The organism is Enterobacter mori (assembly GCF_025244905.1).
Taxonomy (GTDB): Bacteria; Pseudomonadota; Gammaproteobacteria; order Enterobacterales; family Enterobacteriaceae; genus Enterobacter; species Enterobacter mori_A.
Map to the genome: position 1 here is coordinate 1645597 of NZ_CP104285.1, position 20372 is coordinate 1665968.

The 20372-nt window shown below is 58.0% G+C and carries 20 protein-coding genes and 1 riboswitch; of the genes, 14 read left to right on the forward strand and 6 right to left on the reverse strand.

What is annotated here, in order from left to right; translation table 11 throughout:
* Positions 1-3 precede the first annotated feature (3 nt).
* The 5 genes from N2K86_RS07685 to hpxK are packed head-to-tail and all read left to right on the forward strand — an operon-like array spanning position 4 to position 4521.
* The gene (locus tag N2K86_RS07685; RefSeq protein WP_260661039.1) at positions 4-669 is read left to right on the forward strand and encodes an amino acid ABC transporter permease; all 666 of its coding nucleotides are present in this window, start codon (positions 4-6) and stop codon (positions 667-669) included.
* The gene (locus tag N2K86_RS07690) at positions 669-1325 is read left to right on the forward strand and encodes an amino acid ABC transporter permease (RefSeq protein WP_080328162.1); all 657 of its coding nucleotides are present in this window, start codon (positions 669-671) and stop codon (positions 1323-1325) included. The genes N2K86_RS07685 and N2K86_RS07690 overlap by 1 nt, the downstream gene beginning before the upstream one ends.
* Positions 1306-2043 carry an amino acid ABC transporter ATP-binding protein gene (locus N2K86_RS07695; protein ID WP_260661040.1) on the forward strand — a complete coding sequence of 246 codons (738 nt, stop codon included), beginning with the start codon at positions 1306-1308 and terminating at the stop codon, positions 2041-2043. The genes N2K86_RS07690 and N2K86_RS07695 overlap by 20 nt, the downstream gene beginning before the upstream one ends.
* 13 nt (positions 2044-2056) lie before the next feature.
* The gene (locus tag N2K86_RS07700; RefSeq protein WP_260661041.1) at positions 2057-3298 is read left to right on the forward strand and encodes a pyridoxal-phosphate-dependent aminotransferase family protein; all 1242 of its coding nucleotides are present in this window, start codon (positions 2057-2059) and stop codon (positions 3296-3298) included.
* Complete coding sequence (hpxK, locus tag N2K86_RS07705) at positions 3295-4521, forward strand: allantoate amidohydrolase (RefSeq protein WP_260661042.1); 1227 nt, start codon at positions 3295-3297, stop codon at positions 4519-4521. The genes N2K86_RS07700 and hpxK overlap by 4 nt, the downstream gene beginning before the upstream one ends.
* Here hpxK and N2K86_RS07710 read toward each other — a convergent pair.
* Positions 4518-5633, reverse strand: coding sequence for an ABC transporter ATP-binding protein (locus N2K86_RS07710; RefSeq protein ID WP_041910574.1), 1116 nt, complete (start codon positions 5631-5633; stop codon positions 4518-4520). The two genes, hpxK and N2K86_RS07710, sit on opposite strands and share 4 nt — an antisense overlap.
* Positions 5634-5954: 321 nt before the next feature.
* Between N2K86_RS07710 and N2K86_RS07715 the strand changes: the two genes are divergently transcribed.
* From N2K86_RS07715 to N2K86_RS07740, 6 genes are all read left to right on the forward strand, one after another.
* Entirely contained in the window at positions 5955-7169 is a 1215-nt protein-coding gene (locus N2K86_RS07715; protein WP_041910573.1) for an extracellular solute-binding protein, read from the forward strand.
* A 57-nt stretch (positions 7170-7226) separates the two neighbouring features.
* Positions 7227-8531 (forward strand): carbohydrate ABC transporter permease, encoded by a 1305-nt coding sequence (locus N2K86_RS07720; RefSeq protein WP_041910572.1) that lies wholly within the window; start codon positions 7227-7229, stop codon positions 8529-8531.
* Positions 8532-8542: 11 nt separating this feature from the next.
* Complete coding sequence (locus N2K86_RS07725; RefSeq protein ID WP_260661044.1) at positions 8543-9394, forward strand: sugar ABC transporter permease; 852 nt, start codon at positions 8543-8545, stop codon at positions 9392-9394.
* Between the two features lie 2 nt (positions 9395-9396).
* Positions 9397-10599: a glycoside hydrolase family 53 protein gene (locus tag N2K86_RS07730; protein ID WP_260661045.1), complete on the forward strand. Its 1203-nt coding sequence runs from the start codon at positions 9397-9399 to the stop codon at positions 10597-10599.
* A 29-nt stretch (positions 10600-10628) separates the two neighbouring features.
* Positions 10629-12686, forward strand: a complete 2058-nt coding sequence (locus N2K86_RS07735; RefSeq protein WP_260661046.1) for a beta-galactosidase — start codon at positions 10629-10631, stop codon at positions 12684-12686.
* A 131-nt stretch (positions 12687-12817) separates the two neighbouring features.
* Positions 12818-13060: a glucose PTS transporter subunit EIIB gene (locus N2K86_RS07740; RefSeq protein ID WP_072250618.1), complete on the forward strand. Its 243-nt coding sequence runs from the start codon at positions 12818-12820 to the stop codon at positions 13058-13060.
* A 104-nt stretch (positions 13061-13164) separates the two neighbouring features.
* Here N2K86_RS07740 and N2K86_RS07745 read toward each other — a convergent pair whose 3' ends face one another.
* Positions 13165-14430, reverse strand: a complete 1266-nt coding sequence (locus tag N2K86_RS07745; protein WP_260661047.1) for a maltoporin — start codon at positions 14428-14430, stop codon at positions 13165-13167.
* Between the two features lie 269 nt (positions 14431-14699).
* Here N2K86_RS07745 and N2K86_RS07750 point away from each other — a divergent pair, with 269 nt between their 5' ends.
* Positions 14700-15776: a LacI family DNA-binding transcriptional regulator gene (locus N2K86_RS07750; RefSeq protein WP_260661048.1), complete on the forward strand. Its 1077-nt coding sequence runs from the start codon at positions 14700-14702 to the stop codon at positions 15774-15776.
* Between the two features lie 42 nt (positions 15777-15818).
* On the opposite strand, the gene N2K86_RS07755 is transcribed toward N2K86_RS07750, so the two are convergent.
* A complete protein-coding gene (locus N2K86_RS07755) occupies positions 15819-16820 on the reverse strand; it encodes a magnesium transporter (protein ID WP_260661049.1) in 1002 nt (333 codons plus the stop codon).
* A 60-nt stretch (positions 16821-16880) separates the two neighbouring features.
* Positions 16881-17050: riboswitch (M-box (ykoK) riboswitch) on the reverse strand.
* A 160-nt stretch (positions 17051-17210) separates the two neighbouring features.
* Here N2K86_RS07755 and N2K86_RS07760 point away from each other — a divergent pair.
* Positions 17211-17714: a DedA family protein gene (locus N2K86_RS07760; RefSeq protein WP_260661050.1), complete on the forward strand. Its 504-nt coding sequence runs from the start codon at positions 17211-17213 to the stop codon at positions 17712-17714.
* Position 17715: 1 nt separating this feature from the next.
* Here N2K86_RS07760 and N2K86_RS07765 read toward each other — a convergent pair whose 3' ends face one another.
* Positions 17716-18465: an SDR family oxidoreductase gene (locus N2K86_RS07765; RefSeq protein ID WP_260661051.1), complete on the reverse strand. Its 750-nt coding sequence runs from the start codon at positions 18463-18465 to the stop codon at positions 17716-17718.
* A gap of 100 nt (positions 18466-18565) precedes the next feature.
* Between N2K86_RS07765 and N2K86_RS07770 the strand changes: the two genes are divergently transcribed.
* The gene (locus tag N2K86_RS07770) at positions 18566-18925 is read left to right on the forward strand and encodes a winged helix-turn-helix transcriptional regulator (RefSeq protein WP_260661052.1); all 360 of its coding nucleotides are present in this window, start codon (positions 18566-18568) and stop codon (positions 18923-18925) included.
* Between the two features lies 1 nt (position 18926).
* Here the strand turns inward: N2K86_RS07770 and N2K86_RS07775 are convergent, their stop codons facing one another.
* The gene (locus tag N2K86_RS07775) at positions 18927-19721 is read right to left on the reverse strand and encodes an SDR family NAD(P)-dependent oxidoreductase (protein ID WP_260661053.1); all 795 of its coding nucleotides are present in this window, start codon (positions 19719-19721) and stop codon (positions 18927-18929) included.
* 125 nt (positions 19722-19846) lie between these two features.
* Complete coding sequence (locus N2K86_RS07780) at positions 19847-20290, reverse strand: winged helix-turn-helix transcriptional regulator (RefSeq protein ID WP_260661054.1); 444 nt, start codon at positions 20288-20290, stop codon at positions 19847-19849.
* Between the last annotated feature and the right edge of the window lie 82 nt (positions 20291-20372).

Consider the following 20372-nt stretch of genomic DNA (forward strand, 5'->3'; position numbering starts at 1 on the left):
TCTATGGCTGAGCAACTCGATTTTTCAGCGCTCTGGCCGTACTGGCCGGAGCTGCTGGCGGGGCTGTGGGTCACCGTTCAGCTGACGGTGATGGCAACTATCGGCGGGCTGGCGACAGGGATTTTCGGGGCGGCGATCCGCAGCGGACGCACCACCTGGTTCAGTCGGATCTGGGGCGCGTACGTGGAAATCATCCGCAACACGCCGTTTGTGGTGCAGCTGTTTTTCATCGTCTTCGGGCTGCCGAATCTGGGGCTGAAGATGACGGCGGGGGAAGCGGCGCTGCTGGCCATGGTGGTGAACCTTGGCGCCTACAGCACCGAGATTATCCGCGCGGGCATTCAGGTCACGCCGAAAGGGCAGTGGGAGGCCGGGCGCGTGCTGGGGCTCACCCGACTGCAGACCTTTATTCGCGTGGTGCTGCCGCCCGCGCTGCAGCGCATTTATCCGGCGCTGGTGAGCCAGTGCATCATCGTGATGCTCGGCTCGTCGGTGGTGTCGCAGGTCTCCTATGAAGAGCTGACCTTCGCCGCCAACCTGATCCAGTCCAGAACGTTTCTGAGCTTTGAGGTTTATCTGGTGACAACCGGCATTTACTTAGCGCTGTCGATAACCCTGCGCCAGCTGATGATGGCGGCAGGACGCAAATGGCTGGGGGTGAAGGCATGATGACCACCTTTACCGACTGGGACATTATTCGCAACCTGCTGCTGGCCGGACGCTGGACGGTGCTGCTCTCGCTGGTGGCGTTTGTCGGCGGGGCGGCGGTGACGCTGCCGCTCCTGCTGCTGCGCCTGACGGGCGGGCGCACGGTGAAGCGTATCATCCGCGGCTACATTGAGCTGTTTCAGGGCACGCCGCTGCTGATGCAGCTGTTCCTGGCCTTCTTTGGCGTAGCGCTGTTCGGCATCGACGTCTCGCCGTGGACCGCCGCCTCGCTGGCGCTGACGTTTTACACCAGCGCGTTTCTGCTCGATATCTGGTACGGCAGCATTCGCGCGTTGCCGAAAGGCCAGTGGGAAGCGTCGCGCTGCCTGGGGCTGACCTTCGGCCAGACCCTGTTTCGCGTCGTTGCCCCGCAGGCGCTGCGCATCGGCATCGCGCCGACGGTCGGTTTTGCTGTGCAGGTGATCAAAGGCACCGCGCTGGCGTCGATTATCGGCTTTATCGAGCTGACCAAGGCCGGGACCATGCTGACCAACGTGACCTATCAGCCGTTTAAGGTCTTTGCGCTGGTGGCGCTGGGCTACTTTATTCTGTGTTATCCGCTGTCGCGCTACAGCCGCTATCTGGAGACGAAATTCAATGCCTCTCATCACCATTAATCAGGTGCAGAAGTACTACGGCGATAACCACGTGCTCAAGGGTGTCGATCTGGATATCGACATGGGCCAGGTGATCTCCATTATCGGGCGCAGCGGATCGGGCAAAAGCACGCTGCTGCGCTGCATCAACGGCCTGGAAGGGTATCAGGACGGCAGCATCAAGCTTGGCGGCATGACCGTTACCGACCGGGATTCCCAGGCGCGCGAAATCAGCCGCTCGGTCGGGATGGTGTTCCAGAGCTTCAACCTGTTTCCGCACATGACGGCGCTGGAGAACGTGATGCTCGCCCCGCGTCGGGTGCTGAAGAAAAGCGCAGCCGAATGCCGGGCGCTGGCGCAGCAGATGCTGGAGAAAGTGGGCTTAGGCGATCGCCTGGATTACTACCCGTCGAGCCTCTCCGGCGGCCAGCAGCAGCGCGTGGCGATTGCCCGGGCGCTGGCGATGTCCCCTAAGGTTTTACTCTGCGACGAGATCACCTCCGCGCTCGACCCGGAGCTGGTGGGCGAAGTGCTCAAGGTGCTGGAGCAGCTGGCGGCCGAGGGGATGACGCTCATACTGGTTACCCATGAAATGAATTTTGCCCGCGAAGTGGGCGACCGCGTGGTGTTTATGCACCAGGGGAAAGTCTGGGAACAGGGCGACAGCAAAACGCTGTTCGCCAACCCGCAGACCACGGAACTGAAGCAGTTCATCTCCTCCGTGCGCGGCCTCAACTGATAAGGACTGACAAATGGATATCGCACGCTTTCCGCAAATCAACCCGCCTCAGCGCCTGCTGATGGGACCGGGCCCGATCAACGCCGACCCGCGCGTGCTGCGCGCCATGTCGAGCCAGCTGATCGGCCAGTACGATCCGGCCATGACCCACTACATGAACGAGGTGATGGCGCTCTATCGCGGGGTGTTCCGCACCGAAAACCGCTGGACGATGCTGGTAGACGGCACCTCCCGCGCGGGGATTGAGGCGATTCTGGTCTCCGCCATCCGCCCGGGAGATAAGGTGCTGGTGCCGGTCTTTGGCCGCTTCGGCCACCTGCTGTGCGAAATTGCCCGCCGCTGCCGCGCGGAGGTGCATACCATCGAGGTGCCGTGGGGCGAGGTATTCATCCCGGACCAGGTCGAGGATGCGATTAAGCGTATTCGTCCGCGCCTGCTGCTGACCGTGCAGGGCGACACCTCCACCACCATGCTCCAGCCGCTCGCCGAGCTCGGTGACATCTGCCGCCGCCACGACGTGTTGTTTTATACCGATGCCACCGCGTCGCTCGGCGGTAACGCGCTGGAGACCGACGCCTGGGGGCTGGATGCGGTCTCGGCCGGGATGCAGAAATGCCTCGGCGGCCCGTCGGGCACCTCGCCGATCACCCTGAGCCCGCGTATGGAGGAGGCGATCCGCCGCCGCAAATGCGTTGAGGAGGGCATTCGCACTGACGCCCATCGCGACGGCGACGACGAGATGATCTACTCCAACTACTTCGATCTCGGCATGGTGATGGACTACTGGGGACCGGAGCGGCTGAACCACCACACCGAAGCGACCACCGCGCTGTTTGGCGCCCGCGAATGCGCGCGGCTGATCCTGCAGGAAGGGCTGGATAACGGCATCGCCCGCCACAGGCTGCACGGCGATGCGCTGCTGAAGGGCATTCAGGCGATGGGGCTGGAGACCTTCGGCGATCTGAAGCACAAGATGAACAACGTGCTGGGCGTGGTCATTCCGCAGGGCGTCAACGGCGACCAGGTGCGTAAGCTGATGCTGGAGGATTTCGGGATTGAAATCGGCACCTCGTTTGGCCCGCTGCACGGCAAAGTGTGGCGCATTGGCACCATGGGCTACAACGCGCGCAAAGACTGCGTGATGACCACCCTGAGCGCGCTGGAGTCGGTGCTGAACTACCTGAAATTCACCACCACCCAGGGCGCCGCCATGCAGGCAGCGTGGGACCACTATCGCCGAGAGACGCCGCAATGAGCCCGGCGGCAGAACGGGTGATGGCGCGCGCCGATGCGCTGGCCGCCATCAGCGAAACCCCGGACGCGCTGACAAGGGTTTACCTCTCTACGCAGCATCTGCAGGCCAACCAGCTGGTCGGAGAGTGGATGCGCCAGGCGGGCATGACCGTCTGGCAGGACAGCGTGGGCAATATTTGTGGGCGCTATGAGGGTGCACAGGAAGGGGCGCAGGCGGTGCTGCTCGGTTCGCATCTTGATACCGTACGCAATGCGGGGCGCTACGACGGCATGCTTGGGGTGCTCACCGCCATCGAAGTGGTGGACAGCCTGCACCAACAGGGGCTGCATCTGGCCCAGGCCATTGAGATTGTCGGCTTTGGTGACGAAGAGGGAACCCGTTTTGGGATCACCCTGTTAGGCAGCCGGGGCATAACGGGCACCTGGCCGCAGGGCTGGCTGGAGACGTGTGATGCCAGCGGCATCAGCGTGGCGCAGGCGATGGTGCAGGCGGGGCTCGATCCCGCCCGCGTGGCGCTTGCGGCACGCCGTCAGGCCGATTTCAGCGCCTGTCTGGAACTGCATATCGAACAGGGCCCGTGTCTGGAGCAGGAAGGCCTGGCGCTGGGCGTGGTGGAAGCCATCAACGGCGCGCGCCGCCTAAACTGCCGCTTCACCGGCGAGGCCGGGCACGCGGGTACCGTACCGATGGCTCACCGTAAGGATGCCCTGGCCGCAGCCGCCGAATGGATGGTGCTGATCGAAAACACCACGCGACAGCAGGGCGGTAATCGGGTGGCGACGGTCGGGGAACTGCGCTGCCTGCCCGGTGCGGTCAACGTTATTCCGGGCGAGGTTGCGCTCTCTCTGGATATTCGCGGCCCGCAGGATGCCCCGCTTGACGCGTTGCTCGCGGAGCTGCTGGCGCAGGCGGAAACCATTGCCGCTCGTCGCGGGCTGAGCTTCAGCGCCGAGGAGTTTTACCGTATCGCCGCCACGCCGTGCGATGCGCGTTTGCAGGCGCTGCTGGGACAGGCCGTTGAATCGGTGCAGGGGCGCTCTTTATCGCTGCCGAGCGGTGCCGGGCACGACACCATCGCGCTGGCAGAACGCTGGCCGGTGGGCATGTTGTTTGTGCGCTGCAAAGGGGGCATCAGCCACCATCCGGCGGAATCGGTGATGGCTGAAGATGTCGCGCTGGCGATTGAGGCATTTAAGGGCGCGGTTGAGAGGCTGGCGAGCTAGGCCACCGAACGCACCGCATCTTCGATATCTGCACTGACGCGGACATCCTGTTCGTCAAAGACCATGCAGTGGCGATCGTCGAAGGCCACATCAATCTTCTGCCACGGGGCGAACTGCACGTCTCCTGGCAGCAAGATTTTAACGTTGTCGTGACCGTAGCACTGACCAAACAGGTAGGTGTTGTTCCCGAGTCGTTCCACCACTTCACAGTTAAATTCCAGTCCCGTACCCTGGCGAGTGTCGGTGGTCAAATGTTCCGGACGAATGCCCAGCGTCACCTGGCTTCCCGGCGTCAGCGGCGTGGTGGTCAGGGCAAGCGTCAGCGACTTCTGCTGCGACAGCCGCACCGTCAACGCGCCAGGCTGCCATGCTTCAACCGTGGCGGGCAGGAAGTTCATCTTCGGTGAGCCGATAAACCCGGCAACGAACTTGTTCACAGGCTTATAGTAGAGCTCCATCGGCGCGCCTATCTGCTCGACCTTGCCGTAGTTCATCACCACAATTTTATCCGCCAGCGTCATGGCCTCAATCTGATCGTGGGTGACATACACCATGGTGGTTTTCAGTTCCTGGTGCAGACGGGCGAGGTGCAGGCGCATCTCCACGCGCAGTTCGGCATCCAGGTTGGACAGCGGTTCATCGAACATAAAGACGCGCGGGTTACGGACGATAGCGCGGCCAATCGCGACGCGCTGGCGCTGGCCGCCGGAGAGCTGTTTGGGTTTGCGGTCCAGCAGGTGGGAAAGCTGCAGCGTTTTGGCGACCATCTCGACCTGATGTCTAATCTGATCTTTCGGTACTTTATTCACCTTCAGCCCGTAGCCCATGTTTTCGGCCACCGTCATATGCGGATAGAGCGCGTAGGACTGAAAGACCATCGCCACACCCCGATGGGAAGGGGCGACGTCGTTCATCACCTCGTTACCGATCAGCACTTCACCGTCGCTTATCTCCTCCAGCCCGGCAATCATGCGCAGCATAGTGGATTTGCCACAGCCGGAAGGCCCGACGAATACGGCAAACTCACCGTCCTCAATATCAAGATTAACGTTGTGGAGCGTGACGGTGTCGCCAAAGCGCTTGGTGACATTCCTCAATTGTATGTTCGACATCAGTGTTCCCCAGGTAAACCGCCGAGTATGTTTTACGTATAACAATTGTGTTCAACGTGGCCGGACGGTGCAATTTGTCTGCCTTGACTATAACTTCCAGCATTCATGCGCCCTATACAGATATTCCATTAATGTTATGACGATCACACAACTTACAGTTTTATGTAGAGTTATCATGATGTGAAGGGTAGCGTATAACCAACCAAAGGCATTTGGTGTCAGACGTACAACGCCAGTTTTATCGGGATATATAGCGGGGTTTGTAGGGCGTCAGATGCCATAACAACCATAAAATTGTTATACCTTCACATGAGGTTGATAATGAAAAAGAACATACTCGCTGCTCTGATCCTCTCTACGCTCGCGGTACAGGCTCACGCCACCGCGCAGCTTAACGTCTGGGAAGACATCAAGAAGTCGTCCGGTATTAAAGATGCGGTCGCGGACTTTGAAAAACAGTACGACGTGAAGGTCAACGTGCAGGAAACCCCTTACGCACAGCAGCTCGAAAAACTGCGTCTGGACGGCCCGGCAGGGATTGGCCCGGATGTGCTGGTCATCCCTAACGATCAGCTGGGCGGCGCCGTCGTGCAAGGGTTATTGACCCCCCTGAATCTGGAGGCTAAGCAGACCGAACAGTACACCCCGGCCTCGATTAACGCCTTCAAAATGGATAACGCCCTCTACGGTGTGCCGAAAGCGGTTGAGACGCTGGTGCTGATCTACAACAAAGATCTCATCGACAAGCCGCTCAACTCGCTGCAGGACTGGTATGACTTTTCTAAACAGCAGCGCGCAAAAAACCAGTACGGTCTGCTCGCCAAGTTCGATCAGATTTACTACAGCTGGGGCGCAATCTCCCCGATGGGAGGCTACATCTTCGGTCAAAACGGCAAAGGCGGCTATAACGCCAGCGACGTCGGCCTGAACAAGCCGGGCGCGGTAGAAGCCGTGACGTACCTGAAAAAATTCTACGCTGACGATATTTTCCCGGCCGGGATAGTCGGTGACAACGGCCTGAACGCTATCGACTCCCTGTTTACCGAGAAGAAAGCGGCAGCCGTCATCAATGGCCCGTGGGCGTTCCAGCCATATGAAGCGGCAGGCATCAACTACGGCGTGGCGCCGCTACCCACGCTGCCGGACGGCAAGCCCATGAGCTCCTTCCTCGGCGTAAAAGGCTACGTCGTTTCCACCTGGAGCAAGGACAAAGCGCTGGCGCAGAAATTTATCGAATTCATCAACCAGCCGCAGTACGTGAAAACCCGCTACGTGGCCACGCGGGAGATCCCGCCGCTGACCGCAATGATTGACGACCCGGTTATCAAGAACGACGAGAAGGCGAGTGCCGTTGCGGTACAGGCCGCGCGCGCCACCGCCATGCCGGGCATCCCTGAAATGGGCGAAGTCTGGGGGCCGGCCAACGCCGCGCTGGAGCTGAGCCTGACCGGCAAACAGGATCCCAAAGCCGCGCTGGACAGCGCAGAGAAACAGGTCCAGATGCAAATCGAAGCCATGCAGGCCAGCAACCAGTAATTTTCTGACGTCGCAGAACGGGAGGCCACTCTCCCGTTTTATTGAAAGGAGTTGTCTGTGAGTATCATCCCGGAAAATTTTGCCAGACCGCACGGGGCCGGGCGTCACGCCTGGACCGGCCTGCTGCTGGCGGTCATCCCCGGCTTCGGCCAGTTCTATCATCGCCAGTGGCTGAAGGGCGTTATCTTCCTGGTGCTGCTGGCCAGTTTTATCGGCGTTTTTGCCGATTTCCTGCGCGAAGGGCTTTGGGGGCTGGTGACGCTGGGGGAGGAAGTGCCGCGGGATAACTCCATCTTCCTGCTGGCAGAAGGGATCATCAGCGTACTGATCGCCGCATTTGGCGTGATGGTGTATTACCTGTCGATGCGCGATGCGTGGGTGAATGGCAGAAAACGCGATGAAGGGCTGGCGCTAAACAGCGTGCGAAAACAGTATCAGATGCTGCTGAGCGACGGCTTTCCGTATCTGATGATCACGCCGGGCTTTATTCTGCTGGTGTTTGTGGTGGTCTTCCCGATCCTCTTCGGTTTTGCCATCGCCTTTACTAACTATAATCTTTACCACACGCCGCCGGCTAAGCTGGTGGACTGGGTTGGGTTTAAGAACTTCATCAATATCTTCACGCTCTCCATCTGGCGCTCAACCTTCTTTGACGTCCTGCAGTGGACGGTTGTATGGACGCTGCTCGCCACCACGCTGCAATGTACCGTGGGCGTGCTGCTGGCTATCCTGGTGAACCAGAAAGACCTGCGCTTTAAGCCGCTTATCCGCACCATCTTCATTCTGCCGTGGGCGGTGCCGGGTTTTGTCACCATTCTGGTGTTTGCCGGAATGTTCAACGACTCCTTCGGTGTGATAAACAACGCCATTCTGGCCTTCTTCGGCATTGCGCCAAAAGCCTGGATGACGGATCCGTTCTGGACCAAAACGGCGCTGATCCTGATGCAGACCTGGCTCGGCTTCCCGTTTGTTTTTGCCATGACTACCGGCGTGCTGCAGGCGATCCCGGACGATCTGTACGAAGCCGCCACGATGGACGGGGCCAGCAGTGCGACCAAGCTGCGCACCATCACGCTGCCGCTGGTGCTTTACGCCATTGCGCCAATACTGATTACCCAATACACCTTCAACTTCAATAACTTCAACATCATCTACCTGTTCAACAACGGCGGGCCAGCGGTGGTGGGGTCCAATGCGGGTGGGACAGATATCCTGGTGTCGTGGATCTACAAGCTCACCATGTCGTCGTCGCAGTACGCGATTGCGGCGACCATCACTATCCTGCTGTCGATCTTTGTCGTCGGCCTGGCGCTGTGGCAGTTCCGCGCCACCAAATCTTTCAAAAACGACGACATGGCGTAAGGGACGTAACAATGGCTCAATCACAAAGTATTAAACGTGAGAAGTGGGTACGCCTCTCGCTCTCCTGGCTGGTTATCGTGCTGGTGTCGACGATTATCATTTACCCGCTGGTGTGGACGGTCGGCGCGTCGTTCAACGCAGGTAATAGCCTGCTCAGCTCCTCAATTATTCCTGAGAACTTTTCGGTGCAGCACTACGCCGACCTGTTTAACGGCCAGGTGAACTACATGACCTGGTACTGGAACTCGATGAAGATCAGCTTCCTGACCATGGCGCTGACCTTAATCAGCGTCAGCTTTACCGCCTATGCCTTTTCGCGATTTCGCTTTAAGGGACGCCAGAACGGGCTGATGCTGTTCCTGCTCCTGCAGATGATCCCCCAGTTCTCGGCGCTGATTGCCATCTTCGTGCTGTCGCAGCTTTTGGGCCTCATCAACAGCCATCTGGCGCTGGTGCTGATCTACGTGGGCGGCATGATCCCGATGAATACCTACCTGATGAAAGGCTACCTCGACGCCATCCCGAAAGACCTGGATGAATCCGCGCGCATGGACGGGGCCAGTAATTTCCGGATTTTCATCGAAATTATCATGCCGCTTTCGAAGCCGATTGTGGCGGTGGTGGCGCTTTTCTCCTTCACCGGGCCGCTGGGGGATTTCATCCTCTCCAGCACTATTTTGCGCACCCCGGACAAATACACCTTACCCATCGGGCTCTATAACCTGGTGGCGCAAAAAATGGGTGCCAGCTACACCACCTACGCGGCAGGTGCGGTATTGATTGCGGTGCCGGTCGCGATCCTCTACCTGGCCCTGCAAAAATACTTCGTCTCCGGCCTGACCTCCGGGAGTACCAAAGGATAATCATGAAAAGTCTCAAACCTGCTTTACTTGCCGTTTGCCTCTCATGTGGCCTTGCCGCGAGCGCGTTTGCTGCGGAGGCGGTGAAAACCCGTCCTTTTAACGCCATGCCGGCGGATTTTATTAAGGGGGCGGACATTTCGACCCTGCTGGAAGCGGAACAGCATGGTGCCAAATTTTATAACCAGCGCGGCCAGCAGCAGGACGCGATTGCGATCCTCAAAGCGAACGGCGTGAACACCGTGCGCCTGCGCCTGTGGGTTGACCCTAAGGATGCCGACGGCAACACCTACGGCGGCGGCAGTAATAATCTCGAAAACACGATTGCGCTGGCGAAGCGCGTGAAGGCGCAGGGCATGAAGCTGCTGCTCGATTTCCACTACAGCGATTTCTGGACCGACCCGGGCAAACAGTTCAAGCCAAAAGCCTGGGAGAAGATGGACTACCCGCAGCTGAAAACGGCGATCCATGACTACACTCGCGACACCATGGCCCGCTTTAAGAAAGAGGGCGTGCTGCCCGACATGGTGCAGATAGGTAACGAAATCAACGGCGGAATGTTGTGGCCAGAGGGAAAAAGTTGGGGGCAGGGCGGCGGCGAATTTGACCGCCTGGCCGGGCTGCTCAACGCCGCGATTGGCGGGCTAAAGGAGAACCTGACCGACGGAGAGCAGGTGAAAATCATGCTGCATCTGGCCGAAGGCACCAAAAATGACACCTTCCGCTGGTGGTTTGATGAAATTACGAAGCGGAACGTGCCGTTCGATATCATCGGCCTGTCGATGTATACCTACTGGAACGGCCCGATTAGCGCGCTGAAGTCCAATATGGATGACATCAGCAGGCGCTACAACAAAGACGTGATTGTGGTGGAAGCGGCCTACGGCTATACGCTGGAGAACTGCGATAACGCCGAGAACAGCTTCCAGGCGAAAGAAGAAAAGGACGGCGGCTATCCCGGCACCGTTCAGGGTCAGTACGATTATATTCACGATTTAATGCAGTCCGTTATTGATGTGCCTGACCGTCGCGGCAAGGGCATCTTTTATTGGGAACCGACCTGGATAGCCGTTCCGGGCACCACGTGGGCCACCAAAACCGGCATGAAATATATCCATGACGAGTGGAAAGAGGGTAACGCCCGCGAGAATCAGGCGTTATTTGATTGTCAGGGGAAAGTGCTGCCGTCAATAACGGTATTTAACTAGTTTTTATCTCCATTCAGGACGTTTTAAATATGAATAAATTTGCGCCTTTAAGTCCAAAGGTCGCGGCGTTATTGCATGGCGCCGACTACAACCCGGAGCAATGGGAGAATTACCCCGGTATTATTGAAAAAGATATCGCCATGATGCAGCAGGCGAAATGTAATGTCATGTCGGTGGGGATATTTAGCTGGGCGAAACTCGAGCCGCAGGAAGGAGAATATGATTTTGCCTGGCTGGACAGCATTATTGAAAAACTCTATGCGGCGGGCATTCATATATTTCTCGCTACGCCGAGCGGCGCGCGTCCGGCATGGATGTCGCAAAAATATCCGGAAGTTCTGCGCGTCGGGCGCAACCGCGTCCCCGCGCTGCACGGCGGGCGACATAACCACTGCATGTCGTCTCCGGTCTACCGCGAAAAAACGATGAACATTAACAGCCTGCTGGCGGCGCGCTATTCGCATCATCCGGCGGTACTGGGCTGGCATATCTCCAACGAGTACGGCGGCGAATGCCACTGTAGACTGTGTCAGGAACGCTTCCGCGACTGGCTAAAGGCGCGCTACAAAACCCTCGACGCGCTGAACCATGCGTGGTGGAGCACCTTCTGGAGCCATACCTACACCGACTGGTCGCAGATTGAGTCCCCCGCGCCGCAGGGGGAAGTGTCGATTCACGGCCTGAATCTCGACTGGCGCCGCTTCAATACCGCGCAGGTCACCGATTTTTGCCAGCATGAGGTGGCGCCGCTGAAGGCCGCCAATGCCGAACTGCCGGTGACGACCAACTTTATGGAGTATTTCTACGATTACGACTACTGGCAGCTGGCGAAAGCGATCGACTTTATCTCCTGGGACAGCTACCCGATGTGGCACAAGGAGAAAGACGAAACGCAGCTGGCCTGCTATACCGCCATGTACCACGACATGATGCGCAGCCTGAAGGGCGGTAAACCCTTTGTGCTGATGGAGTCCACGCCGAGCACCACTAACTGGCAGCCGACCAGCAAGCTGAAAAAGCCGGGCATGCATATTCTTTCCTCTATCCAGGCGGTGGCGCACGGGGCGGATTCGGTGCAGTACTTCCAGTGGCGTAAGAGCCGCGGGTCGGTGGAGAAATTCCACGGGGCGGTTATCGATCACGTGGGGCATCTTGATACCCGCGTCGGGCGTGAAGTGACGCGTCTGGGGGAGATGCTTGCGCGTCTGCCTGATGTGGTGGGGTGCCGCACCGACGCGCGCGTGGCCATTATCTTTGACCAGCAAAACCGCTGGGCGCTGGACGATGCCGAAGGCCCGCGCAACATGGGGATGGAGTACGAAAAAACCGTCAACGAACACTATCGTCCGTTCTGGGAAAAGGGCATCGCGGTCGACGTCATCGACGCTGACGGCGATCTGAGCCGCTACGCGCTGGTGATTGCCCCCATGCTCTACATGGTGCGCGAAGGTTTCGCCGAGCGGGCAGAAGCCTTTGTGGCCGCGGGCGGGCATCTGGTGACGACCTACTGGAGCGGGGTAGTGGATGAGACCGACCTCTGCCACCTCGGCGGTTTCCCGGGCCCGCTGCGCAAGCTCCTCGGCATCTGGGCGGAAGAGATTGACTGCCTGGGTGACGGAGAGCGCAACCTGGTTCAGGGGCTTGCGGGCAATGCGGCGGGCCTGCAGGGGCCGTATCAGGTCAGGCATCTGTGCGAGCTGATCCATACCGAATCCGCACAGGCGCTGGCAACCTACCGGGATGATTTCTACGCCGGTCGCCCTGCGGTGACGGTCAACCGCTTCGGCAAAGGCAAGGCGTGGCACGTGGCCTCGCGCAACGACCTGCCGTTCCAGCGCGATTTCTTCGCCGGGATTATTGACGAGCTGGCGCTGCCGCGCGCGGTCGAGGGGGATTTCCCACCGGGCGTGGTCGCGACGGCGCGTACGGATGGCGAAACCACGTGGGTGTTTGTGCAGAACTACACGGCCCAGCAGCAGCTCATCACGCTGCCGCAGGGGTACACCGACTGCATGAACGATGCCGCCGTTGCGGGCGATACCGTGCTGCTCCCCTGGGACAGCCGGGTGCTCAAGCGTAAAGCGTAGTTGATTTTCTCCCTCTCCCCGTGGGAGAGGGTTGGGGTGAGGGCATCAGACCGCACCGTCCTGGCAACAAGGCACAGAACGCCTGCTCTACGAGCGGGCATTTTTTTATCTACATAACAGAGAGGCGTATTATGGACAGTCAAATTACCCAGCGTTTAATTCCGGCATTTGGCGGCGACGATAATATCGAGCACGTCGAAGCCTGTATTACCCGCCTGCGCGTGACGGTAAAAGATTTAAATAAGGTCGATTCACAGGCGTTACAGAATGAGGGTGCGCTGGGGGTGATTATTATCGGCCAGCAGGTGCACGCTATATTCGGCAGGCAGTCTGATACATTACGGAAATTATTAGACGAACATTTTAATCAGTAAATATAAAAAAGGGATAGCCAACGTAATGGCTATCCCTGAGCAGAGATATAGGCTGCAAATAGCTGGAGATACAATAATGATTAACGCTTTTTAAAAATGAAAACTTACCACCAGGCTTCGACCTGTACCCCAAAGTTCCAGGTATTATTCGCGGTGCCATCTTCGAAGGATTGCCCTTTTTCGGAATCATTCAGGTAAGAGGCAAAGACGCGCAGTTCAGGACGCGACATAAAATCAGGTCCATCTGCCAGCCCCAGCGCGAGGGTGTACTTCTCGCCGCTCTGCTTGTACTTAGAGCCGTCGGTGTAGGTATCTTGCTGGTAGAATCCGCCCACTTCGCCAATCAAACGCACGTATTCGGTGAACTGATACTGCGCGCGCCCCACCAGCGATACCAGGCGGGATTTGTCCGTGTACTGCGTGGTGTCGTCCGCCGAGCCCCAGGTCAACACGTGGTTGAAGGAGAATTTGTCGGTAATCGGAATTAAGCCGGTGTTAATCACGCGGTAGCCGGTGGCGTCGTTGACGTAGTTCCACATGTCGTACCAGCCGCCACCCTGAGACACCATGTTCTGGGCCAGACCTTTATTGGCGTACTGCAGCACCAGCTTGTTATAGCCGCCAAACATATCCTGGCTGATCTCACCGGTGACCATCACGCCGTTATCGGCCTCGTACAGCCCGCCGTACTCTTTCTGCTTGTTGGTCGGGTTTGGCATGGCGTAATCAATGCCCACTTCCGTCCACGCGCCCGCCCACGGCTTCCAGCCCGCATAGCGAAGGTCGATGTAGTTGATGTTAACGTCGCTGTCGCCATCCACGCGATAGTCCACGTCGTTAGCATCGCCGCGGATCCACGCAACGGAGACTGCGCCCGGGCCAAGCGTGTAGTTCTCGATACCCGCACCGGAGCCGGAAATATTCCAGTATTTGGTATCAATGATGTGCAGGTCATGGCGCTGGTAGTAGCGCTTACCGCCCCAAATCGCCGCATTGGGATCCCCGGGGATCAGCCCCTTGATCTGCAGGTTAAGCTGGCGCAGGCCGAACTGGGCATCGTCATCTAAGGTGGTTTCATTGTCGTTGGAGCCGTCTGAGACCATGCTCACCATGCTGTCGAGATAGAAACTGACGTCGTTCTTTTTGTACACCTCGGAGCCCAGCTCCAGCTCGCCGTAGGTGTCGGCCTCGTTACCCAGACGGCCAATTTTGTTCTTTTGCCACTCCTCCATCCCACCATCCCGTGAGACGCCCACGCCGGAGCGAAGATATCCATGAAAATCAATCGGTACTGAAGACGCTGCAAACAGCGAAGGAGATGCCAGTGCGGCAGCCAACGCAACAGATACAGAGCGGATCGTCGTGTTCATTGTAACCCTCTTATTGTTTTGTAATACGTTCACAAATCCGCTGTCATAAAATGCCTAAACCCGCTAACTGGCAATTACGCGATCCTAAATGTGTGATTAACTGCAAATAAAATAGACAATTTTGTGACGAGTAATGAGATTGGACACAAATTATGTCATTGTGAGCGTCGTACTTTTTGATGGCGTTATGCCCACGGCGAGAGGGTGGTGAGCGTTTTTTTTCAGCACCCCTGTTACAATCAGCGCATAACAACATAAGGAACCGGACCATGAAGTCGAAAAGCGCAACGTTAGAGGACGTGGCACGCCATGCGGGCGTCTCCTATCAGACCGTGTCCAGGGTACTGAATAAATCTGCCAATGTATCCGACGCCACGCGCAGCAAGGTGGAGAAATCCATAGAGTTATTGCGGTATGTACCCAACCGACTGGCTCAGCAGCTGGTGGGCAAGCAGAGCCAGACCGTTGGGCTGGTGACGATTTCGCTGGCGCTGCACGCGCCTTCGCAGGTTGCGGCGGCGGTGAAACGCTATGCCAATGTGGAAGGTTACCAGGTTCTGATCTCCATGATTGATGAGAACGTCAACCACAGTATTCAGGATTCTATCAACGAGCTGAAATCCCAGCTGGTGAGCAAGGTGATCATCAACGTGCCGCTGGAGGCTGAAGCGGCGCAGAAAATCGCCACCGACAACGACGATATCGTCTGCCTGTTTCTTGATGTAGACCCGTACAGTTCCGTGTTTAACGTTTCGTTTAACCCGGCGGATGGCACCCGCGCCAGCGTCAAATATCTCTACGAACTGGGGCATCGGGATATTGCCCTGCTGGCGGGTCCGGCATCCTCCGTATCGGCGCAGCTGAGGCTAAAAAGCTGGATCGAAACCCTCAAGGGTTACGGCCTGGAGCCTGCGGCGGTGATCCGCGGAAACTGGGACGCTCAGAGCGGTTACGCCGGTGCCTTGCAGATGCTGCGTGAAGCGGGGCAATTTACCGCCGTGCTGGTGGCTAACGACCAGATGGCGCTCGGCGTGCTGAGCGCGTTCCATCAGCAGCAGATTTCAATTCCAGGCGAAAAGTCGGTAATTGGCTACGATGACACCTATGAAAGTGCGTTCTTCTACCCGGCGCTGACGACGGTATCGCTGGATTTAGATCTGCAGGGTAAAGAGGCGGTACGCCGCATACTGGACAGCGGTGAAGATAATGCCCAGCGTATGTCCTCGATTTTACCTGCTCGTCTGGTGGTGCGGCAGTCCACCGGGCCAAAAGGGGAGAAGGGGAAAAACCTGCAGGCGCTTGCCCAGCAGCTGCGTGAGATCGCGCATCAGCTCGGCGATGGTTAGCTGAGCGAGCACCTCATTCGAATGAATGAGGTGCTCACATGATCACTCCAGCCCCAACGTGTACTGGGCGATTTTGAAGTAGATAATCAGCCCCGTTCCGTCGATGAGCGTCGCGATAAACGGCGCGGAGACGACCGCCGGGTCAATGCCGCAGCGCTTGAGCACCATCGGGATCACCGACGACACAATCGCACTCCAGAGCGTAATGCACACCAGCGTCAGGCTGACGATAAGCGTGATTTCCAGCCCAATCCCCATCATCCAGGCGCGGATACACCCGGCAATCCCCAGCGTGACGGCAATCATCAGCGAGGTGGTCATCTCTTTACGCAGCACGCGGCCAACGTCGCGCAGACGCACTTCCCCCAGCGCCATGGCGCGCACCAGCGTGGAGGTGATCTGCGTCCCGCTGTTGCCGCCCGTGCCGATCAGCAGTGGAATAAAGAACGCCAGTGCGATGGCGGACTCCAGCGCCTCTTCAAAATGCTGGATCACCGAGCTGGTGTAGGCTTCCGCGACAAACAGCAGCAGCAGCCAGACGGAGCGTTTCTTCCACAGGCTGAAGGCGCTGGTTTCCAGATAGGGCTTCTCCAGCGGCAGCGTCGCCCCCTGAAGCTGAGCATCTTCGGTGACGTCATCTTCCAGCAGATGGGCGATTTCGCGCTCGGTCAGGCAGCCGACGAGCTTGCCGTGGGTGACTACGGGCACCACATCCGCGTCGCCGTGCGCCAGCAGTCCGGCAACGTCGGCTCGTTCATCCTCCGGTTTGACCTGCAAAAACTGCGAAATCATCAGCGATTTCACCGGCTGTACCGTGTCGGCGGTCTGCAGCAATTTACGCACGGCAATCATGCCCGCCAGGCGGCCATTGTCTTCAATAAAAATATGAGACGGAATATCGTCGTCTTTCAATTTTTCGAAGAATTGCTCGCGCGCCAGCGCCACGCATAATGAAATATCGAGGACAATAAAATCGGTATTCATATATTGCGCGATCGCGCTGTCATTGAATGCCAGGTTTTGGTTGTGAATAGCGTAAGACATAGTGAATTCCCTTTGAATAATAACATCTCTCAGGGGCGAGCAAGACAGGGCATGTCGAAGAGGAGATCCCCACGTCCTGGGTTCAGCACTGTACACCGTATCCCGTGAGGGAAGTTATACTGACAAAGCCTTGATTCGACAGTGCCTGTTTTACCCTGTGCCGGTTCTCTCGAACCCACCAGAGCGATAACGTGTATTTGTACAGGAGCCTCGCCATAACGAGATCGTTGTAAAACGTGAGGGATAATACGCTTATTTAATTTTACCGCTCAGAAAATTAAATAATGTTTAAGAACGGTTTAGGCGTATCTTTATTAATAAAGCGTTGAAGGTTTATTTAAGATAATTCATTTCTAATGGAGGATTAAATAATCAGCGGGGGAGAGGGAAATGGCGTGGTTTGATAATCTGCTGAATCATTTTGCGCTCTATCCGGCACATCTGTTCGCGCTGTTATTCGTGATGGCGCTGAGTAAATCGACGGTGCTGATCTCCTCCGTGCTGCCGCCCGCGTCGGTGATGCTGCTGGCGGGCATTACCGTCAGCCAGGGGAGCATGCATCCTGCGCTGGCGTGGCTCGCCGTAGCGATGGGGGCAACGGCGGGGTCGGTGCTGAATTACCATATCGGCCAGCTGATGGGGCATACCCGGATGGTCACGCGCTTCACGTCGAAGCATGCCGAAAAATTTTTACGGGTTCAGCATCAGTTGCAAAAGAACGGTGAAATCGCACTGTTTACGTCGCGCTTTCTGGCGGTGCTGCGTTACATCGTGCCGCTGGCGGCGGGGATGCTCAGGCTGAACGCAGTCAAAGTTTACGCCGTCAGCCTGCTTTCCGCCTGCGCGTGGGCGGCGCTGTATGTCGGCGCGGTCACCGGCATCAGCGCCTTTTGAATTACAAACTCCCCATTCCGCCGTCCACCAGCAGCTCCGTGCCTACCGTGTAGCTCGACTCGTCGGAGGCCAGATAGAGCGCGGCTTTTGCCAGTTCCGTCGTCGAGCCCATTCTGCCGAGCGGCACCAGTTTGATGACCTCTGCCATCATTGCGTTAAGCGCCTCTTCGCTTAGTCCCGTCTTCGTAAAGGCCGGGGTTTCCACCGGACCGGGGCTCAGGCCGTTGACGCGGATCCCGCGCGGCAGCAGCTCCGCCGACAGCGTTCGCGCCAGCGACAGCAGGGCGGCCTTGCTCGCAGCATATACGCTGCTGGTGGGCAGGCCGATGCGAGCGCTCACGGAGCCGCAAAGGATCACCGAGGACGGGTTATTCAGCAGCGGCAGCAGTGCCTGGATTAAAAAGAACGGTCCCTTCAGGTTGATGTTCATCAGACGGTCCCAGGCCTCTTCCTGCCAGGCTTCCAGCGGCGCGTGCGTCACGTCGCCGGCGTTGAGAAATACCGCGTCCAGGCGTGGCCAGCGGGCGGCGAGGGTTTCCGCCAGCGCTTTTTGCGAGGTGATATCTCCCGCATCGGTCGGGATCACCCAGGCCTTATCGCCCAGAATGCGCTCTGCTTCGGCGAGGGTGTCCGGGTTACGTCCGGTCACGGCGACGCGTGCCCCTTCAGCGATAAACGCCTGCGCGGTAGCGAGACCGATGCCGCTAGTGCCGCCGGTAATCAAGGTATACTTATCGGTTAAACGACCCATGTTCTTCTCCTGAAATGTCACTGGAGAAAGCACTATAGAAACGTTAGTATCGAAAGGAAACCAGGTACCAAATGGATACTAAAGAGGCAAGAGGTGTGCTATGGCAGAAATGCTGGAGGGGTGTTGCGAAAAAAAATCTGAGGCGTATACCTGCCCGATGACGCAGTTTGTGAACCTGATATCCGGTAAGTGGGCGATCCCGATCCTCTATCGCCTGATTGTCTTTAACTCGCCCGTGCGCTTTGGCGATCTGCTGCGTGCTGCTGCCCCCATCACCCAGAAAGAGCTGACGAAGCAGCTGCGCCTGTTTGAGCAGCGCGGGCTGGTGACGCGGACGGTCTACCCGGAAATCCCGCCGCGCGTGGAGTATCAGATCACCGGGCTGGGGTTAACCCTGCAGGACGCACTCTCGCCGCTGGCCGCCTGGATGAGCGAGTATGGCGACCAGCTTGAGCGTTAGGCTACTGTTTTACGTAGCGCGGTGCCGGAATGCCGGTGCGCGCGCTGTTGAATAGCTCAAGACGCGCCGCTTCGTAGCGCTCCCACAGGCCTGCGTCATGCATCGGCGGGATGGTGATCGGTTCGCCCTGATCCAGACCCGCCAGCGACGCATCCACCATATCGTCGGTGGTCATCACCGATCCTTCCGGCAGATCGTTCACCGTGACGCCCGAATGGCTCCAGATTTCTGTTGCCGTGGCGGCGGGCAGCACGGCCTGAATGCGCACGTTGCTGTCGGCAAATTCTTCCTGTAACCCGCGGGTAAAGCTCAGTACCCACGCCTTGGTGGCGCTGTAGAGCGCGCTGCCGGCGCGGACGTGCAGGGCCAGTACGGATGCGATATTGATCAGCGTGCCGCGGTTGTTCTGCGCCAGGTGGGGCAGGATGGCGTAGGTTAAACGCATCAGCGCCGTGGTGTTCAGGGTGTTGATGGCCTGATGCTGCGCCACCTCGCCCGCGAGGAACGGTGCCATCTGCGCGGTGCCCGCGTTGTTAATGAGCGTATCAATGGCGGTATTGCTGCGCAGCTCCTCTTCCACGGCGCGGATCCCGGTCTCGTCGGTGAGATCGGCCACCAGAATATCGACGGCCACGCCATAGCGTGCGCGCAGGTCGGCAGCGAGGGTTTTCAGGCGATCCTCGCGGCGGGCAACCAGCACCAGGTTAGCACCGCGAGCGGCAAGGCGATCGGCATAAACGGCACCAATCCCTGAAGAGGCGCCCGTAATCAGGGCAGTGGTGATTTGCGTAGTCATCGTGTGTTACCTCAAAGCAAAGTGGGTTGTTTGGTTTCAATATGAAACTGAATTAACTCTCTGCCATTTGGTTTTATAATGCAACCATTTTGGCGGGCATTTTGTGCTTTTGCCCTCGGGAAGGATCAGGTGGGGAGTTTAGCCACGATCTCTTCAGGCGTCAGTTCGCGCCCATCGTCGGCGATAAGCAGCAGTTTACGCAGGGGTTTACGCTGTTCGTTATCAACGAGTACGGTGCCGCATTCGTTTTCAGCAAACAAAAACTCATTCCCCCACTGGGACAGGGCCACCAGCACCGTCTGCAGGGCGCGCCCTTTATCGGTCAGGACATATTCCTGCCAGGCGCTGCCGTCGGACGCGGGCTGAAGCCGGAGGATCTCTTCGTCGACCAGCAGTTTTAGCCGCGTGGTCAGCATGTTTTTCGCGATACCGAGGCTTTTCTGGAACTCGCCGAAGCGCTTAATCCCGCGCAGCGCGTCGCGAACAATCAGCAGCGACCACCAGTCGCCGATGATATCCAGCGAACGGGCGACGGGGCAGGTGCTCTCTTCAAGGCGGGTACGTTTCACAGCGAATTCTCCGGTGGGGTGTGGTTTTATTATAAAACTAATTGGCGTACTCCGTAAGCACGTTAATCATCAGTTTGAGAAA

Coding starts and splice junctions, on each gene's coding strand:
- N2K86_RS07745 (WP_260661047.1), bottom strand. CDS start 14,430: ATGAACACGACGATCCGCTCTGTATCTGTTGCGTTGGCTGCCGCACTG.
- N2K86_RS07775 (WP_260661053.1), bottom strand. CDS start 19,721: ATGACTACGCAAATCACCACTGCCCTGATTACGGGCGCCTCTTCAGGG.
- N2K86_RS07695 (WP_260661040.1), top strand. CDS start 1,306: ATGCCTCTCATCACCATTAATCAGGTGCAGAAGTACTACGGCGATAAC.
- N2K86_RS07700 (WP_260661041.1), top strand. CDS start 2,057: ATGGATATCGCACGCTTTCCGCAAATCAACCCGCCTCAGCGCCTGCTG.
- N2K86_RS07730 (WP_260661045.1), top strand. CDS start 9,397: ATGAAAAGTCTCAAACCTGCTTTACTTGCCGTTTGCCTCTCATGTGGC.
- hpxK (WP_260661042.1), top strand. CDS start 3,295: ATGAGCCCGGCGGCAGAACGGGTGATGGCGCGCGCCGATGCGCTGGCC.
- N2K86_RS07760 (WP_260661050.1), top strand. CDS start 17,211: ATGGCGTGGTTTGATAATCTGCTGAATCATTTTGCGCTCTATCCGGCA.
- N2K86_RS07725 (WP_260661044.1), top strand. CDS start 8,543: ATGGCTCAATCACAAAGTATTAAACGTGAGAAGTGGGTACGCCTCTCG.
- N2K86_RS07735 (WP_260661046.1), top strand. CDS start 10,629: ATGAATAAATTTGCGCCTTTAAGTCCAAAGGTCGCGGCGTTATTGCAT.
- N2K86_RS07750 (WP_260661048.1), top strand. CDS start 14,700: ATGAAGTCGAAAAGCGCAACGTTAGAGGACGTGGCACGCCATGCGGGC.
- N2K86_RS07710 (WP_041910574.1), bottom strand. CDS start 5,633: ATGTCGAACATACAATTGAGGAATGTCACCAAGCGCTTTGGCGACACC.
- N2K86_RS07715 (WP_041910573.1), top strand. CDS start 5,955: ATGAAAAAGAACATACTCGCTGCTCTGATCCTCTCTACGCTCGCGGTA.
- N2K86_RS07740 (WP_072250618.1), top strand. CDS start 12,818: ATGGACAGTCAAATTACCCAGCGTTTAATTCCGGCATTTGGCGGCGAC.
- N2K86_RS07765 (WP_260661051.1), bottom strand. CDS start 18,465: ATGGGTCGTTTAACCGATAAGTATACCTTGATTACCGGCGGCACTAGC.
- N2K86_RS07690 (WP_080328162.1), top strand. CDS start 669: ATGACCACCTTTACCGACTGGGACATTATTCGCAACCTGCTGCTGGCC.
- N2K86_RS07685 (WP_260661039.1), top strand. CDS start 4: ATGGCTGAGCAACTCGATTTTTCAGCGCTCTGGCCGTACTGGCCGGAG.
- N2K86_RS07755 (WP_260661049.1), bottom strand. CDS start 16,820: ATGTCTTACGCTATTCACAACCAAAACCTGGCATTCAATGACAGCGCG.
- N2K86_RS07770 (WP_260661052.1), top strand. CDS start 18,566: ATGGCAGAAATGCTGGAGGGGTGTTGCGAAAAAAAATCTGAGGCGTAT.